This is a genomic window from Sporosarcina sp. AD_1, from assembly GCF_057373025.1.
On record NZ_JBPVIR010000004.1, the window covers coordinates 229,211 to 246,520 of the forward strand.

Annotated in this window: 19 protein-coding genes; 2 read left to right on the forward strand and 17 right to left on the reverse strand. The window is 47.2% G+C overall.

Translation table 11 applies throughout. From position 1 onward, the window contains the following. Positions 1-237: 237 nt before the first annotated feature. Together ACSW3C_RS09610 and rpiB are read right to left on the reverse strand one after the other, a co-directional pair. Positions 238-807, reverse strand: a complete 570-nt coding sequence (locus ACSW3C_RS09610) for a TIGR01440 family protein (RefSeq protein ID WP_486562319.1) — start codon at positions 805-807, stop codon at positions 238-240. 12 nt (positions 808-819) lie between these two features. Next, complete coding sequence (rpiB, locus tag ACSW3C_RS09615) at positions 820-1,260, reverse strand: ribose 5-phosphate isomerase B (protein ID WP_248514269.1); 441 nt, start codon at positions 1,258-1,260, stop codon at positions 820-822. 177 nt (positions 1,261-1,437) lie between these two features. Here rpiB and ACSW3C_RS09620 point away from each other — a divergent pair, with 177 nt between their 5' ends. Then, positions 1,438-1,647, forward strand: coding sequence for a hypothetical protein (locus tag ACSW3C_RS09620; RefSeq protein WP_486562320.1), 210 nt, complete (start codon positions 1,438-1,440; stop codon positions 1,645-1,647). Beyond that, the gene (locus ACSW3C_RS09625; RefSeq protein ID WP_486562321.1) at positions 1,599-1,991 is read left to right on the forward strand and encodes a hypothetical protein; all 393 of its coding nucleotides are present in this window, start codon (positions 1,599-1,601) and stop codon (positions 1,989-1,991) included. The genes ACSW3C_RS09620 and ACSW3C_RS09625 overlap by 49 nt, the downstream gene beginning before the upstream one ends. A gap of 360 nt (positions 1,992-2,351) precedes the next feature. Here the strand turns inward: ACSW3C_RS09625 and ACSW3C_RS09630 are convergent, their stop codons facing one another. The 15 genes from ACSW3C_RS09630 to fsa all read right to left on the reverse strand — a co-directional run bounded on the left by ACSW3C_RS09630 (position 2,352) and on the right by fsa (position 17,308). Next, positions 2,352-3,032: a hypothetical protein gene (locus ACSW3C_RS09630; protein WP_486562322.1), complete on the reverse strand. Its 681-nt coding sequence runs from the start codon at positions 3,030-3,032 to the stop codon at positions 2,352-2,354. A 102-nt stretch (positions 3,033-3,134) separates the two neighbouring features. Then, entirely contained in the window at positions 3,135-4,430 is a 1,296-nt protein-coding gene (locus ACSW3C_RS09635) for a methyl-accepting chemotaxis protein (RefSeq protein ID WP_486562323.1), read from the reverse strand. A gap of 3 nt (positions 4,431-4,433) precedes the next feature. Further along, on the reverse strand, positions 4,434-4,874 hold the full coding sequence (locus tag ACSW3C_RS09640) for a low molecular weight protein arginine phosphatase (protein ID WP_486562324.1): 441 nt from the start codon (positions 4,872-4,874) through the stop codon (positions 4,434-4,436). A 58-nt stretch (positions 4,875-4,932) separates the two neighbouring features. After that, positions 4,933-5,436: a manganese efflux pump MntP gene (locus ACSW3C_RS09645; protein ID WP_238078745.1), complete on the reverse strand. Its 504-nt coding sequence runs from the start codon at positions 5,434-5,436 to the stop codon at positions 4,933-4,935. 69 nt (positions 5,437-5,505) lie between these two features. Continuing rightward, on the reverse strand, positions 5,506-6,534 hold the full coding sequence (locus ACSW3C_RS09650) for an L-threonylcarbamoyladenylate synthase (RefSeq protein ID WP_486562325.1): 1,029 nt from the start codon (positions 6,532-6,534) through the stop codon (positions 5,506-5,508). A 60-nt stretch (positions 6,535-6,594) separates the two neighbouring features. Next, positions 6,595-7,164: a stage II sporulation protein R gene (locus ACSW3C_RS09655; RefSeq protein ID WP_486562326.1), complete on the reverse strand. Its 570-nt coding sequence runs from the start codon at positions 7,162-7,164 to the stop codon at positions 6,595-6,597. Positions 7,165-7,211: 47 nt separating this feature from the next. Continuing rightward, complete coding sequence (prmC, locus tag ACSW3C_RS09660; RefSeq protein ID WP_486562327.1) at positions 7,212-8,063, reverse strand: peptide chain release factor N(5)-glutamine methyltransferase; 852 nt, start codon at positions 8,061-8,063, stop codon at positions 7,212-7,214. Next, positions 8,060-9,133, reverse strand: a complete 1,074-nt coding sequence (gene prfA / locus ACSW3C_RS09665; RefSeq protein WP_486562328.1) for a peptide chain release factor 1 — start codon at positions 9,131-9,133, stop codon at positions 8,060-8,062. Before prfA ends, prmC begins: the two co-directional genes overlap by 4 nt. 690 nt (positions 9,134-9,823) lie before the next feature. Beyond that, the gene (locus ACSW3C_RS09670; protein ID WP_486562329.1) at positions 9,824-10,429 is read right to left on the reverse strand and encodes a thymidine kinase; all 606 of its coding nucleotides are present in this window, start codon (positions 10,427-10,429) and stop codon (positions 9,824-9,826) included. A gap of 424 nt (positions 10,430-10,853) precedes the next feature. Next, a complete protein-coding gene (rpmE, locus tag ACSW3C_RS09675; protein WP_184205288.1) occupies positions 10,854-11,066 on the reverse strand; it encodes a 50S ribosomal protein L31 in 213 nt (70 codons plus the stop codon). 206 nt (positions 11,067-11,272) lie between these two features. After that, positions 11,273-12,457, reverse strand: coding sequence for a NupC/NupG family nucleoside CNT transporter (locus ACSW3C_RS09680; RefSeq protein WP_486562330.1), 1,185 nt, complete (start codon positions 12,455-12,457; stop codon positions 11,273-11,275). Positions 12,458-12,819: 362 nt separating this feature from the next. Next, positions 12,820-14,100: a transcription termination factor Rho gene (gene rho, locus ACSW3C_RS09685; RefSeq protein WP_486562331.1), complete on the reverse strand. Its 1,281-nt coding sequence runs from the start codon at positions 14,098-14,100 to the stop codon at positions 12,820-12,822. Positions 14,101-14,276: 176 nt separating this feature from the next. Next, positions 14,277-15,236, reverse strand: coding sequence for a class II fructose-bisphosphatase (gene glpX / locus ACSW3C_RS09690; RefSeq protein ID WP_486562332.1), 960 nt, complete (start codon positions 15,234-15,236; stop codon positions 14,277-14,279). A gap of 126 nt (positions 15,237-15,362) precedes the next feature. Continuing rightward, positions 15,363-16,640, reverse strand: a complete 1,278-nt coding sequence (gene murA, locus ACSW3C_RS09695) for a UDP-N-acetylglucosamine 1-carboxyvinyltransferase (protein WP_486562333.1) — start codon at positions 16,638-16,640, stop codon at positions 15,363-15,365. Positions 16,641-16,660: 20 nt separating this feature from the next. After that, positions 16,661-17,308, reverse strand: a complete 648-nt coding sequence (gene fsa / locus ACSW3C_RS09700; protein WP_248514228.1) for a fructose-6-phosphate aldolase — start codon at positions 17,306-17,308, stop codon at positions 16,661-16,663. Positions 17,309-17,310 lie beyond the last annotated feature (2 nt).

The window sequence follows — 17,310 nt, forward strand, 5'->3', positions numbered from 1 at the left end:
AAGGTTCGCTTGGTTTCATTTTTAGTTATTGCTGTAAAGGTTTTGCTTCGAATTATGTAGCCTGATGGAAGTCTAGCAGCCCATTCGTAGTTGACAGGGGGCGCTTGGATTTCACATCTTTATATCGTTCTCTTACAAATTTATGAGTGCTTGGCCGAGTATCACGTAGGTTTCCTAATGAATGCCAAGTCTCCCTTCCACTCTTGGCGGAAAGGAACACCTGGTTTTATTAGTACCTTAACAGTTCTCTTCCAAGTCGCTTCTTTTATAAACCGCCCGCTCGCCGCCAATTAATTTCGGGCGAGTCGTCGCAGCCGTCACAACAGCATCTCCGATTGTTTTAATCGAAGTCCGGATCGGAACAGCGACCGGTTTTAAGTGCATGCCGATGAGCGTCTGGCCAATATCGATCCCTGCATTCGCCCGAATGGATTCCACAGCGACTGCGTCTTCCAAATGCTCAAATGCATAAGCGGACATAGAGCCGCCTGCATGGATGACAGGAATGACTGATACAGGATCCAGATTAAACTTTTCGGCAGCCTGGCGCTCGATCGTCAGTGCCCTGTTAATATGCTCGCATCCTTGAAAAGCCAGGTAGAGGCGATGTTTTTTCGCAAAAGCTTGCAGTGGCGCAAACAATGCCTCCGCCACTTCCAATGCGCCGCCTGTGCCAATTCGCTTGCCGGCAATTTCGGACGTGGAGCAACCGACAACAAAAAATGTCCCCGGAACCGGTTTTGCCTGTTCTTCAAACTCCGTTAAAAGCTGTTCCAGCTGCAGTTTCCATAAATGCAATGCATCCATTGTTCCACCGCCTTATTTATCTTCTAATTCCGCAAGCTTCGCGATGCGCCGTTCATGACGCCCGCCTTCAAATGGAGTATCCAGCCAAGTCGCGACAATTTCCCTCGCCAGCCCAGGCCCGATGACTCGCTCACCCATCGCCAATATATTTGAATCATTATGACCACGCGTCGCTTTCGCACTAAATACGTCATGCACCAAAGCACAGCGAATGCCCTTCACTTTATTTGCCGCAATCGACATGCCGATCCCTGTACCGCAAATCAGAATGCCCCGGTCAAATTCCCCGCTGGCCACACCATTAGCCACAGGCGAAGCATAATCCGGATAATCCACCGATGCATCGGAATCCGGCCCATAATCCACATATTCCACATTTAATTCATTCAATAACTGCATAATTTCCTGGCGAAGCCGATTGCCTCCATGATCTGAAGAGATAGCGATTTTCATACCGATCCTCTTTTCGTAATTTACTCACAACTCATTCTATCACTGTTCAACAAAAAAACACAGTCCCCGCCATTTATTTCGGTGGCGGAAAGGAATGGCAAGGCTTTAGCAATGGGTTTGTTTTTGGAGGGGGGAAGCGGTTTTGGAAGGAGACGAGATGTTCCAGCGGGGATACGAGTGGTTCTGAGATTAAACGAGTGGTTCGGGAGCAGATACGAGCAGTTCCAGGATACGAGTGGTTCGGGAGCAGATACGAGCGGTTCGCGTGCAGATACGAGCGGTTCGGAGATTATACGAGAGGTTCCGGCGCGGATTCGAGCGGTCCGGAGATTATACGAGTGGTTCGGGCGTGGATTCGAGCGGTTCCAGGATTATACGAGAGGTTAGAGCGCGGATTCGAGCGGTTCCAGGATACGAGTGGTTCGGGCGCGGGTTCGAGCAGTTCCAGGATACGAGTGCTTCGGGAGCAGATACGAGCGGTAAGGAGATTATACGAGAGGTTCGGTGGCGCATACGAGCGGTTCGGGAATTATACGAGTGGTTCGCGCGCGGATACGAGCGGTTCGGAGATTATACGAGTGGTTCGGGAGCAGATACGAGCGGTAAGGAGATTATACGAGTGGTTCGGTGGCGCATACGAGCGGTTCGGAAATTATACGAGTGGTTCGAGCACGGATACGAGCGGTTCCAGGATTATACGAGTGGTTCGCCCCCGATACGAGCGGTTCTAGAGTTATTCGAGAGGTTCGGGCACCGATACGAGCACTCTAACATATGCAAAAACTGCGGACAATGAAGCGTGAAGCTCGAACAGCATGACGGGAGCCGTATGCATAATTGCTCCTCTGTTTTTGACGGTTGCTCGTTTCTCAAATTGGAAATGGGCACTTGAACCGCGGGGATTTCCCAATAATTGTACATTCAACATCGCGCTGAATGCTTTTGACCATTCGAGGGGTTGGTTTGAAGCGAAACTAATTGGATTGCTTGTAATTAGGATCTGCCCTGGTTGCTACTAATTTTGTTTGAACAAATTTTTAAATTGGGTACGTTTCACTCCGACTGGTAATACCTTGTTTTTCCAAATCCGTTTAACAAGACCAGTCATGAAAGCTACCGGTTTTAATAAGAATCCCTTCTTTATCAAGCCTTGTGTGATTATAAGGAACATAGTTCAATTTCTTGTACTTTTCATTCCAAATGACATCTATGAAATGCGATGGTTCTTGAAGAAAATGGTCAGGAGACACGTTCTCGTATCGATAACACTCGTTGGGGTATGTTTCATCTACCCCAAATAAGGCAAGAACATCTTGTTCGATTGCCATTCCACCGATTTTAAACTCATACACGGAATATAACTCTTTAAGGAAGATTGTAAAGTCTTCCATTTCCTCTTTTTTTATTCCGATTTGGTCAAACTCCAAGGCATCGAAGGTCGAACCAAAAAACAAAAAATTAACCAGTACTGCATTTGAAGAGACCCTTTCAATTTGGAGTGTCGCTTTTCGTTTTCTTGATAAATGGACGTATAATCTCAAGCTTACCGAATGCATGTAAGTTGTTTGGGGATTTTCTTCGTCATAGGGATAGCCTTTATCAAACAACTGAATAATTTCATTAACGTTTTTGTCATAAACTTCAATTCTACTTCTGACCTTAGACAAATTCATAATAATATCCTGTAGCGCTTCCTTTTTCTCTTCTTTCAGTTGCACCAAGAAACTGACTTCAAGAAACGGACCGCCTTGTAACCACTCATACCCCTGCATCAGTTCTTCCTCCTACGTTTCAAGCTACTTCATGCATAAGAAAAGAGGATCTATGCTCGTCTGCTGAACATAGTATCCTCTTATTAGTATAGTCTATTTAAGTTAACGGGTAAGGTCGAACTGCTTGATGACTTCGTAGAGGTCTTCGGATTGTTTTTTCAACTCGATGGCCATGTGATCGGTTTGTTCGATCGATTTGACCTGTTCGTCCGTGGCGGCTTGGACTTCTTCGGCGCCTGCCGATGTTTCTTCGGCGATGGCAGCGACTTCCTGTGATTGGATGGCCGTCATTTCGATGTTGGCGAGCTGGTTTTCGACGAGCTTGGTGATTTCGACGACGGCGCCGGCCATTCCATTGACCTTGTCCGCCATGGATTCCACATTGCCGCTCGTTTCGTTCGCACGGTTCGCTTCCGCTGCAGCCGTTTTTACTTGCTGTTCGATTTCCTTCACCACTTTAGATACGTCGGACTGGATAGTTTGCACCAGTTCAGATATCATGTGGACGGATTTAGCACTTTCATCTGCGAGTACGCGTACTTCTTCCGCTACGACCGCGAAGCCTTTTCCATGTTCACCGGCACGGGCCGCTTCGATGGATGCGTTTAAGGCGAGCAAGTTCGTCTGTCCGGCAATGCTGCCAACCAATTGAACAATTTCACCAATCTTTTGCGCGTTTTGATCCAATTGACGAATGGTTGTCAAAGAGTGTTCGCTCTGCACGGACATGTTCCGGATGCCTTCCACTAAAATGCGGAATACATCGGTTGTCCGTTCCAATTCTTTGAGCATTTCAGCAGAGCGGACGGATGAATCTTCCGCACGGCTGCTTACTTCTGCTGCCAACATCCGAACGTCCTCGATTGCTTCCGCTGTTTCCTGGATAGCGACTGCGGAGGATTCCGCTCCGGCTGAAATTTCAGCGATAGTCGTCGCGACCGCATCGGCTTGTGTTGCGGCAGCGCCCGTTTCTGTTGTTAACCGATCAACCGTATGGGCTGTTTTTTCAAAATTCGTTTCAATTTGTCCGACAATCGTCCGGAGATTAAGGACCAATTGTTGAAATGCTTCCGCCACTGAGCGGATTTCATCTGAAGAGCGCGGCAACTCGATATCTGTGCCAATTTTGCCATCCGCCACTTGAATGGCCGCCTTCTCTAGTCTCTGCAGCGGCTTTGTCAGGATCGTGCTGAATAATCCAGCTAAAATACCGGACCACATAATTCCTAAAGCATATGTAATGATGTCAAACCAAAATGGCTTGATGTTTGGAAAGAATTGCGGGCCGATAAAATTAATGAACACAGCACTCGTTGAATAGGTGACGATCGCCAAAATCGTAACGAACAGTACGAGTTTCTTCCGCAATCCAAATTTTTTCCCCTTCTGTCTGCTCATGCCTTACTCCTCCGTTAATTTCTTCTCTAATAAATCCATATACACAGTCAGTTCCTCAAATGTTTCCCGATAGATCAGCAAATTGCCGCCGAAAGGATCTTGTACGTCCAAATCCCCATCCGGCTTTGTATACTCCTTCAGCGTAAACAGCTTTCCTTCCGCCTCAGGGAACCGATGCAGCACGGCCTGTTTATGGCCTTCCGTCATCGTCAAAATGAGGTCGGCCCATTCCACGTCCTCGCGTGAAATCGCACGAGATTCAGCGGTATAGGGCATGTCCATCTCTTGGATAAGTGTTTCCGAATGAATCGAAATCGGAAAACCGTCTGCCGCATGCAGCCCGGCTGATCGAACCGAGATGCCTGAAATATTTTTGGAACGCAAAATTGCTTCCGCCATTGGGCTGCGGCACGTATTACCCGTACAAATCAAATAAATATTCATGTACATCACCTGCTTATATTTAGAATAACCGAAAACCATGTAGAAAGAAACAAAAAATTTAACGAATACATGACAATATTCCCATAATCAATAACGCAGCACCCGCCAATTTCCTCAATATATTGCGATAGCGTGTCCCAAAATTTCCACGGATCAAAAGTGCTAAGCACGCGAAGAAAAATGACATGGAACCAGAGGCAATAATAAATAACAATTTGTTCAGTTGAAGCATTCCAAACGAAACACTCACCGAGAACGTGTCCAAACTGACCGCCAGTGCAATGAAGAACGGATGAAGCTGCCGTTTCAGCAACTCACTGTCATCATTTTGCAAAATCATTTGTATTCCAATCAAAGCGAGCAAGACACCCGAAAGCAGATTGCTCCAGACCGAAAATAGATTAAGCGTCAAATGACCCATGAAAAAACCCATAAACGGGAATGCCATATTTAGGACGGCTGTCCATAGAGCGAGCATAAGCCTTCCCTTGCGCAATTGCAATAAAGAGTAAATAACGATGACGTCAATTGTTGTAATACATGCCGCGATTAATTCGACCAAAGAAAAGACCCCCCTGCCTGTCGCATCTGTCCATACTATGCGACTGCCAGTGAGGTCATTCATCTTTCATTACAGGGGGAATCGTTTTCCGTCCGCAGCTTTTGTCAAACGGTTCATGACAGCAGCGCCGACGCCAGACATTTCGGTCTCGGCCGCAAGAATAATATCGGCCTCCGTTACATCACATTGGCGGATCGCCCGGTACAAATTAGAGGCCATCGCTTCCGGCTTATGGAGCGGGCCAACCGCGAAGTACCAATCCGCTTCAGGGATAGTAAATTCATCCGGACCGATGACAGCCACTTTCTTTCCGTCTGCATGCAATAATCGGACCGCTTCCGCTATTTTTGCTTCATCCGGTGCAATGACAAATAACGGGGATTCCGGTGCATAGTGCATGTACTTCATACCGGGAGCACGCGGGGCTTGATCATCCGCCACACCGCTTTCCGTATGGATCGGGCCAATGACAGACTCGATCATCTCTTTTGTGACGCCGCCCGGTCGAAGAATGGCCGGAGGCGATACAGTCATATCCAGGACAGTCGACTCAACGCCGACCCCCGTCTCCCCACCATCTAAAATGAGTGGAATACGGCCGTGTAAATCCTTTAACACATGACCCGCTTCGGTTGGAGAAGGCTTGCCGCTCCGGTTCGCGCTCGGCGCGGCGAGCGGGCCGTTCAATGTTTGAAGCAATTCAAGTGCAACCGGATGATCCGGCATGCGCAATCCGACCGTTTCAAAACCGGGCGTCACGCTCGGCGCAATGACTCCCGGCCGTTTATGGAAAACAAGCGTCAATGGGCCTGGCCAGAATTTCTCCATGAGCTTGTATGCATCGTCAGGAATTTGGATGGCGTATTGTTCCACTGCTTCCCGATTGCCAATATGTACAATAAGCGGATTATCAGAAGGGCGGCCTTTCGCTTCAAAGATCTTCCGTACGGCCTGCTCATCTGTTGCAAGCGCCCCGAGACCATAAACCGTCTCTGTCGGAAATGCGACAACTCCACCTTCATTCAAAATATCCACTGCCTGTTGATAACTTTTTTCGTTATCCAACAAGTTATCCACTGTGATGATTAAAGTCTCCATTGTTCGAACCCCCGTTTATACACATTTCATACTAGTTATCCACATTTCCAGTGGATAACTTCATGAAAATAATCCTTTTATCCACTCCCAGAGGAAGAATGTGACCTTTTCTTCTTCCTGTTGTTCTTCTTTCGCCTTTTCATCCGGAAAGCAAACATTTTGGAATAATGCGCACCACCAGTTATCCCCACGGCCGCTGCCAATCGTTAAAATGTATGCTTCATAGGGGGCTTGCGGAGTAATATAAAATCCCGACCGCTTTGCCGGAAAAAGAGCGGCTGTCTTTTCGAATGTAATCGCTTTGCCTTCCGCTTTCCATTCCGCGATTCTAGTAATCTCATCTTCCAAACTGTCCATGCGCTCTATAAAATCGGCCTGTGAAGAGGCTTGTGTAAAAGCTTCCTTAATGAGCGGCTCGATTTCCAACCTGATGGATTCCTTCACTTGCTGGTCCGCCGGTGTGTTGGAATTCGCCAAAATTCTGACGCGCAGCGCATCTTTCGGCATATCTTCTCCGGTTAAAAACAGAATTGCCGACTGGATCATAAATAAGATAAGAATAAATTCAATAATAGAAACCCATTTATTTTTCTTGTTTTCCGAATTAATAATGTTATAGTCTTGCAACATGTCAATCCCCTCCTGACCTCATTGTTGCCAGGGTCAGGAGAGTTTATTCACACAATCTCACAAAATATCATTCGGTCTTTTCCGTTGATGTCTTTTACTGTTTCAACAAATGAATCCGGGAATGCTTGCGAGAATAACGCATGCACGGATTCCCCTTGCTGATGTCCGATTTCTACGCCGATCAGCGCTCGCCTGCCCATAAGACCCGGCAGCTCCTTCGCCAGTCTTCTATAGAAGTAAAGACCGTTCTCTTCCGCGAATAACGCATGGTGCGGTTCAAAGTCGAGAACGGTTTTGGACATCGTTTGCGCTTCGTCCATTGCGATGTAAGGCGGATTGGATAAGATCACGTCCCATGCCTTCCCTGCCAGTGGCTCCGTTAGATCTCCTTGAATAAAGGCAATTTCCACTTGATTCCGAACGGCGTTCCTTTGGGCAACCGCCAGCGCCTCTTGACTAATATCGACCGCTGTTACCTCTGCATCCGGCCGCTCTTTTTTGAATGAAACAGCAATCGCTCCGCTCCCTGTTCCTATGTCCGCCACCCGGATCGGTCCTGACCCAAACAGTTTTTTTGCACGAAGCAGCGCACCATGAACAAGCTCTTCGGTTTCCGGTCTTGGAATCAATACATGTTCATTCACTTCAAAAGGATACCCGTAAAACTGTTCCTCGCCAATAATATGCTGGACCGGCTTTCCTTCCAGCATTTCATTCAATCCGTTCCAAAAATCATTTTGCTGTTTAGGCGTTAACGGTTCTTGCATGTCCGCAAGCAGGGCAGCACTTGATTTCTCCGTAATAAACCGCATGAGCCATTGGGCCGCATGTGCATCGAGTTTCTTAGATTCCAATAAGGACTCCGCTTTTTTTAACGCCTCGAAAATTTTTTCGGTCATGCCTGATCCAAACTTTCCAATCGGCGGGCTTGATCTTCCATAATCAATGCGTCGATCACTTCGTCCATTTTCCCCTCGATAATTTGGTCTAGTTTTTGAATCGTCAAGCCAATTCGGTGATCCGTGACGCGGTTTTGCGGGAAATTGTACGTACGAATCCGCTCCGACCGATCTCCTGTACCTACAGCGGATTTACGCTTTTCATCGTACTCTGCCTGCGCTTCCTGCATGAATTTATCATAGACACGGGCCCGCAGGACTTTCATCGCCTTCTCCTTGTTCTTGATCTGCGATTTTTCGTCTTGGCATGAAACCGTGATGCCCGTAGGCAAATGCGTGAGCCGGACGGCAGACATCGTCGTATTGACCGACTGTCCCCCCGGTCCGGAAGAGGCAAAGGTATCGGTACGAATGTCTTTGTCGTGGATTTCAATCTCTACTTCCTCTGCTTCAGGAAGTACTGCCACAGTGGCGGTCGACGTATGAATCCGTCCGCCTGATTCCGTTTCCGGCACCCGCTGAACACGATGCGCGCCGTTTTCATATTTCAATTTAGAATACGCACCAGAGCCGTTGATCATAAAAATGATCTCCTTGAAGCCGCCAAGCTCGGTCGGCGAGGAATCCATTACTTCTACTTTCCAATGGTTCATTTCCGCGAAGCGACTATACATGCGGTACAAATTGCCTGCAAATAGAGCGGCTTCGTCTCCGCCTGCAGCGCCGCGGATTTCCATAATAACGTTTTTATCATCATTCGGATCTTTTGGAACCAATAATAGCTTCAGGCGTGCCTCCAGCTCCTCAATTGAATCCTCCAGCTCGCCGACTTCCATTTTCACAAGCTCTTTCATGTCATCGTCGAGCGGCTCGTCCAGCATGCCTTTCGCACTCTTCAGCTGCGCGGTCGCTTCTTTATATTCACGGTACGCATCGACTGTATCCTGCAAGTCGGACTGTTCCTTCGAATACTTCCTTAAATTTTCCATATCACTAACAATTTCCGGATCGCTCAGCAATTCATTCAATCGCTCATACCGGTCTTCCACTGCTTGAAGCCTTTCAAACATATTGACACCTCATTATTCAGGACTGTTTTGTACGTTTATTGTACGGGATAAAACGGCGTAAATACAGTGATTTATTCGCCTTTCCTCGTTTTTCAAGGAGGAAGGAAGGGATTTTGGAGCTGTTCGAGGATATTTTATGTTTGTGCGAGCTTTTGGTATATGAAATATGGACATCGCCGTCTTCTCTGTGCTCCTGGGAACAATTAAAGCTTCTTTTGAACCGCTCGTTGCATGCCCGTCTTTTTCGTACCGCTCGTATAATCCAGTGAACGCTCGTATATCCCGTTGAACCTCTCATATTATCCGGCAACCGCTCGTTTATCTCCCTAACCTCTCGTATAATTCGGCAACCGCTCGTTTCTCACTGCTAACAGCTCGTATATCTTTCCGAACCACTCGATTAGTATCTCTGCGGATAGACTTGTGTTTACATATTCTCCAGGGGCGGTGTAATAGGGGGGAAATAAAAAATTCGCGGCAGAATAATAAGTATGAAACTTTCCATTTCGCGCTGAATGCCCTTCACAAATCAAAGGTTTGTTTACACGAAGCGAGAGTGCATTGCTTATGCGCGGGAGCACTTCTCCTATGACGCAGGCCTGCATTGACAAGCCACCACTCCATCTCACCCTCCCCAAAATCCCATAAAAAAAAGCAACTCAACCCCATGGATTAAGTTGCTTTTTCATTCTATTCAATCAGCTGCTTGGCTGCGGTGACGCCGCTTGGGACTTCATGGTGTTTGCGGCACCGGGCCTCGTACGCTTCGGAGGCGCCGACGAGGATGATCGGGTCGTCGTAGCCTGCCGGTTTGCCGTTGATAAGACGCTGGGTCCGGCTTGCGGGAGATCCGCAGACGGTGCAGACGGCTTGCAGTTTGGTGACGTTTTCGGCGATGGCCATGAGACGGGGCATCGGGCCGAATGGTTCGCCGCGGAAGTCTTGGTCCAGACCGGCTACGATGACGCGGAATCCTTCGTCTGCCAGTTCCGTGACAATGTCAACGATGGCTTCATCGAAAAATTGGGCTTCGTCAATCGCAATGACGTCTAAGTCTTCTGAAATGTATTCTTTTATATCACATGAATGGGCGACCGGTGTCGCAATCACAGTTGATCCGTTATGGCTGACGACGGCTTCTTCACTATACCGATCATCGATGGCCGGTTTGAAGACTGCAATTTTCTGCTTTGCAAATTGAGCCCGCCGCACGCGCCGGATCAATTCTTCTGATTTCCCCGAGAACATGCTGCCACAAATCACTTCTATCCATCCGCCTTGCATTGTTACGTACATGTCGTTCCCCTTCCAGTCGCTTAATATGTATCGTTGTCTGTCATTAGTTGTCGAATGTATATCATACCCGAAAATCATTTTGAATTGACGTCTTTTCTTTGCCTGAGGAATATGTTATGTGGATAAGCCTGTTATCCCGACCGATTCTTCCGTTGTTTGTGGATAACTTTACGTTAATACCGGTAATGTGGATAACATTGTGAGTAACATACTTCCAATTGTGAATAAATTGTTGGTATGGTTTTAAAAAATGTGCATATTTCTGTGCATAGTTTGTGGATAAACGAACTTATTTTCCCTCAATACCTGCATTTATTTTGTCATATTCGTGTTTTCTTTCGCTTCCAATTTTTTCAGCCTCCAGACAAAATCAAAAATCCGCCATGTGCGTTGGCACACGACGGATTTTGTAATGTCGAGCTTATTATTGGCCTTCTTCTTTGATGCCATATTTTTTGTTGAAGCGGTCGACACGGCCGTCCGCTGCAGCGAATTTTTGGCGTCCAGTGTAGAATGGGTGGCATTCTGAACAAACTTCGACACGGATGTCTTCTTTTACAGAACCTGTTTCGAATGTGTTACCACATGAACAAGTTACTTTTGAAAGTTTGTAATTTGGATGAATTCCTGCTCTCATCGGTCTCTCTCCTCTCGCCCTGAACCATCTGGAACAGAGTATTATTGTAGGGGTTGTCCAATCCATTAAGATTGGCAACAAATTTATAAGACTGATGCCTTACACGGCCCGATATGCCAGCCGTATATGCAGCAGGTGGTTATAACAACCACACTAAAAAAGTATAACAAATCATCCCATCACATGCAACATTTTTGTTTACATCATTAGCGTAACATCATCCCCGTTATGGTGGCGGTTAACAGGCTGACCAACGTTGCCCCATACAGCAATTTGAGTCCAAATTTTGCTACCGTATTCCCCTTCTCTTCATTCAGCCCTTTGACCGCACCGGAAATGATGCCGATTGAAGAGAAATTCGCAAAAGATACGAGGAAGACCGATATGATGCCGACAGTCCGGCCCGACAAGGAAGATGTCAGATTGCCGAGATCTGTCATTGCTACAAATTCATTTGTCAACAGCTTCGTCGCCATAATTGTGCCCGCTTGGACTATATCAGCAGCCGGTATTCCCACCATGAATGCAAACGGCGCAAACACATAACCAAGGGCAACTTGAAAACTGATGCCAAATGCAATCTCAAAAATATTGTTTATCATTGCAATCAAAGCGACGAATCCAATCAGCATGGCTCCTACAACAATCGCAACTTTAAAGCCATCCATTATATATTCCCCAAGCATCTCAAAAAACGACTGTTTCTTTTCTTCTTGGTTTTCTATCAGATCGTCTTCGTCCCTTACTTCATATGGATTGATGATATTTGCAATAATAAATCCACCGAACAAATTCAAAACGAGTGCTGTTACGACATATTTCGGTTCTATTATCGTCATATACGCGCCTAATATGGACGCTGAGACGGTTGACATGGCAGAAGTGCACAATGTATACAGACGATGTTCGGGAATGTGTGGGAGCTGCTTTTTTATGGAAATGAACACTTCCGACTGTCCGAATACTGCAGACGCGACCGCATTGAACGATTCCAGTTTTCCTAACCCGTTTACTTTACTTAATGCCAGGCCGAGGTACCGAATAATAAACGGTAAAATCCGCAAATACTGAGCAATCCCAATCAAAACAGAGACGAAAACGATTGGCAGCAGAACATTCATGAAGAATGGGCTCTCATCTACGTTCGCCATCCCGCCAAATACAAAATTGACGCCCTCCGCCGCGTAGGAAAGAAGATGATCAAATAGTCCCGATATCCCTTTAATAATAACGAGCCCGAATCCCGTATTTAGCAGAAGGAAAGCAAAGATAAGCTGCAAGGCAACCATGATAAAAATCGGCTTCAAATTAATCTTGCTTCGTTGATTGCTTACGATATACGCAAGGAAGAAAATTATTATGAGAGCCGCTATAAACAGGATTAGTTTCAAAGCTAGGAACCCCTCTCTTGTTGTCTGCGTATGTTCTATTAACACAAACCTTCTAGCTGTTTCTATCTTTCCCAACTTAGCCGATTCGAAGACAATCTATAACCACCATTGAAACCTAAGGGAGATGCTTAGCCACGGTAAATTTAAAACTAAATATTTGTATTAAGTTCGCTTCCCTTTATTATAACTGTCCTAAATTAGTGTCAATAAACCCAGCCTTGAATCACTTTCTGCAATTACATGGATACTTCACTTTGCTAAGCTCACCAAAAGTTCTAAGAAAGAGTATAGTGCCCAAGATAGGCATCTTTATCCGGTAAATACAAAAAACCAGGCCTGATAGACCTGGTTCTGGTAAATAACTATATTAGTCCTTTGCCGCCTCGGGCTTTCATTTCGTCGTTGAGCTTGTCGAAGAATTCCCCATTTGAATTTGTATGGCGAAGTTTCTTCATGAAGCGTTCTGCAAAATCTGGTGCGTCGGAGAATGTCTTCCGGATTGCCCATAGCTTCTCCAGCTGTTCGGAAGGAATAAGCAATTCTTCTTTCCGCGTTCCGGATCTGCGGATATCGAGCGCAGGGAAAATACGGCGTTCGGCAAGGCTTCTGTCGAGATGCAACTCCATGTTGCCCGTCCCTTTGAATTCCTCGTAAATGACTTCGTCCATCCGAGAACCTGTATCAATCAAAGCTGTAGCCAAAATAGTCAAGCTACCGCCTTCCTCCAAGTTACGCGCCGCCCCGAAGAACCGTTTCGGACGGTGGAATGCCGCCGGGTCGATCCCCCCGGAAAGTGTACGTCCGCTTGGCGGAATAACAAGGTTGTACGCTCTTGCAAGACGTGTAATAGAATCCATCAAAATGACAACGTCCCGTTTATGTTCGACGAGTCGCATCGCCCGTTCAAGTACAAGCTCCGCCACTTTTACGTGGTTTTCCGGTACTTCGTCAAACGTCGAGCTGACGACATCCGCTTTCACGGAACGTTCGATGTCCGTTACCTCTTCCGGACGTTCATCAATTAACAGCACAATCAATTCCGCGTCCGGGTGGTTGGTCGTGATAGCGTTGGCAATCTCCTTCAACAGCATCGTCTTACCGGCTTTTGGCGGTGCCACAATCAATCCCCGCTGGCCGAAACCAACAGGAGAAACAAGATCCATAATCCGTGTGGATAATTTGTTTGGCGTTGTTTCCAGTTTAATATGACGGTCTGGATATAAAGGCGTAAGCGCCGGGAAATGAACGCGTTCCCGTGCAACTTCCGGGTCTTCCCCGTTTACCGCTTCGACTTGGAGCAATCCATAATACCGCTCATTTTCTTTTGGAGGACGGACTTTCCCTGTTACTTTATCTCCATTCCGAAGGTCAAATCTACGAATTTGGGAAGCTGAAATATAGATATCTTCCGAACTCGGAGAATAGTTGATTGGACGTAAGAATCCGTATCCTTCCGATTGGATGATTTCCAGAACCCCTTCCATGAAGAAAAAGCCTTCTTGTTCGGCTCTTGTTTTCAAAATAGCAAAAATGAGCTCTTTTTTCGTCAGCTTGCCATAATACGTGATCTTGTACTGCCTGGCCAATGAATACAACTCTTTCAGCGTCATATTCTCCAGTTCAGCGATTGTCATTACTGTCATAAGTTTGGCACCACTCTTTTTTTAATTGATAGGTTATGTGAGGTTGTTGCAGTTGGGTAGGTGATCCTTTTCATAGAAGTTTGCCCGGCCAGGAAGCCGGGCAGTTGAGGTTGTTATCTAGGAAATTCCTAAGAGACTACCGTGGATAACTCGTACCTTATGTCTTTTTCGCTTAATCAAAGCACCAGTTTCGGTTTCTTCTGCATGCTGTGACGTCCTTCGACGAAGCGGATCGTTCCTGATTTGGAACGCATGACGAGTGAATGTGTTTCACTGTAGCCGCCTGTGAAGCGAACTCCGCGAAGCAATTCGCCATCTGTGACACCCGTTGCTGCGAAAATGGCGTCATCCCCTTTGACGAGGTCTTCCATGCGAAGCACCTGGTTAATGTCGATGCCCATTTTCTTGCATCGTTCTACTTCTGCATCGCTCGTTGGCACGAGACGTCCTTGAATTTCTCCTCCGAGACACTTCAAGCCGACTGCTGCGATAACGCCTTCCGGTGCTCCGCCTAAACCAAACAGTATGTCGACGCCCGTGTCATCAAATGCCGTGTTAATGGCAGCTGCCACATCCCCATCGTTGATGAGTTTGATTCTGGCACCCGCAGCGCGGATTTCTTCCACGATTTTTGAGTGGCGGTCCCGATGAAGAATAGTAGCTACTACGTCTTCGATATCTTTGTTTTTCGCCTTTGCGACTGCACGCAAGTTGTCTGTGACAGATGCGTCGATATCTATCTTGCCGACCGATTCCGGGCCGACTGCGATTTTATTCATATACATATCCGGCGCATGCAATAGATTGCCTCGGTCTGCAATTGCAATAACCGCCAAGGCATTCCATCCGCCTGATGCGACAATGTTCGTTCCTTCGAGCGGGTCGACTGCGACATCCACTGCCGGTCCGTGACCCATCCCTAGTTCTTCACCGATATAAAGCATCGGTGCTTCATCCATTTCCCCTTCACCGATCACTACGACTCCTTGCATCGGTATCGTATCGAACACAGTGCGCATCGCGGTTGTTGCGGCATCATCCGCTTCATTTTTTAACCCGCGTCCCATCCAGCGGGAAGCTGATACTGCCGCCGCCTCTGTTACACGTACTAATTCCATCGATAAACTGCGTTCCATTGTAAGTGTTCCTCCCGGGTTTACGGTCTATTGATCCAATCCGTAAGTTTTGTCATCTAATAGTATAGCACAATACGGTCTTCCTGAATCAATTGCGTTACACCATTTCTCATGATGCTATGCTATTTATTCCTTCACGACGGCTTCTTCAGGAACCGTCTCCTTCCAAATGTCCGCCCCAATGCCCTGGAGCTTTTCAATTAACGAGCCATAACCGCGTTCAATATGCTGGATTTCCTGGATTTCGGTTTCTCCGTTTGCCACAAGCCCTGCAATGACGAGGGCAGCACCTGCGCGCAAATCGGACGCCCGGACTGTTGCTGCTTCCAGCTTAGTCGGTCCGGACAAAATGACCGATTGTCCTTCCACCCGGCTGTCTGCATTCATGCGGCGCAATTCATCGATCTGCTTAAAGCGGGCAGAGTAAATTGTGTCCGTCACGACGGATGAGCCGGCCGCCTGGGTGAGCAAAACGGAAAACGGTTGCTGAAGATCCGTCGGGAAACCTGGATAGACAAGCGTTTTGACGTCTACTGCTTGGAGTTTCTCTGTTTTCGGAATGAAAATCTGCTCTTCCCCTTCCTCAACTTCGACACCCATTTCACGCAATTTTGCCGTCAACGCTTCCACATGCAGCGGAATTACATTATCAATGGTAATCCCGTCACCCGCAGCGGCTGCCATAATCATGAACGTCCCTGCCTCAATCCGGTCTGGAATGATCGTATGCTTCGTTCCATTCAGTTTTTCCACGCCATCGATTCGGATGACATTGGTGCCCGCGCCTTTGATCTTGGCTCCCATATTGGACAGCAGTGTGGCCACATCAATGATTTCCGGTTCCTTTGCCGCGTTTTCAATGACGGTGCGCCCTTTTGCAAGCACAGCTGCCAGCATGATATTGATCGTGGCTCCAACGCTGACAACATCCAGATAAATCTTGGCACCGCGCAGTTCATCTGCCCGTAAGTAGATGGCCCCGTGTTCATTTGTCACTTTCGCACCGAGTGCTTCAAATCCTTTTATATGCTGATCGATCGGACGCGGGCCTAAATGGCAGCCGCCCGGCAGGCCGATGGCAGCATGCTTGAAACGGCCAAGCATCGCGCCCATCAAATAATAGGAAGCACGAAGTTTTTTGACGTTCCCGTTCGGCATCGGCATGGCCACCATTTCCCGTGGATCGATGACCATTTTGCCGCCGCTGAATTCAACCTGTCCACCAATATCCTCCAGGAGTGTCTGCAATGTAAACACATCCGAGATTTCAGGGAGTCCTTCAATCGTTACAGGAGAAGATGCCAGGATGGAAGCCGGAATCAGGGCGACCGCGCTATTTTTAGCTCCACTGACCTTTATCTTACCGCGTAAAGGCTTCCCGCCTTTGATTTTGTAAACGTCCATTACTGTCTCCTTTTGGTGAATCACTTATGTCCTCTTGCTTCCCAATCCTTAAGAAACTGTTCGATTCCTTTATCCGTCAGCGGATGATGGAATAATTGCTGCAGCACCTTGAATGGAGTCGTTGCAATATGTGCACCCGCAAGTGCTGCGTCGGTAATATGCTGAGGCCCACGGATAGATGCTGCAATAATTTCCGTATCAATGTCATGGATCGTGAAGATGTCCGCAATCGTACTAATCAGCTGAATCCCTTCCTGGCCGATATCATCGAGTCTGCCAAGGAATGGCGATACGTATGTAGCTCCTGCACGCGCAGCCAAAAGCGCTTGGTTGGCACTAAAAATAAGTGTGACATTTGTTTTGATGCCTTCCTGGGAGAACACGGAACATGCTTTCAGTCCTTCAGGCGTCATTGGCAATTTCACTGTAATATTCGGTGCAATTTTCGCAAGTTCGCGGCCTTCCTTGATCATGCCTTCCGCATCAAGCGCGATTACTTCCGCACTGACAGACCCAGGCACAAGCGCTGTGATTTCACGTAAGCGGTCATGGAATGAAACATTCTCCTTCGCAACGAGTGAAGGGTTTGTCGTCACTCCCGATAGAATGCCCCAACTGTGTGCTTCCTTAATCTCTTCAAAATTCGCTGTATCGATAAAAAACTTCATTC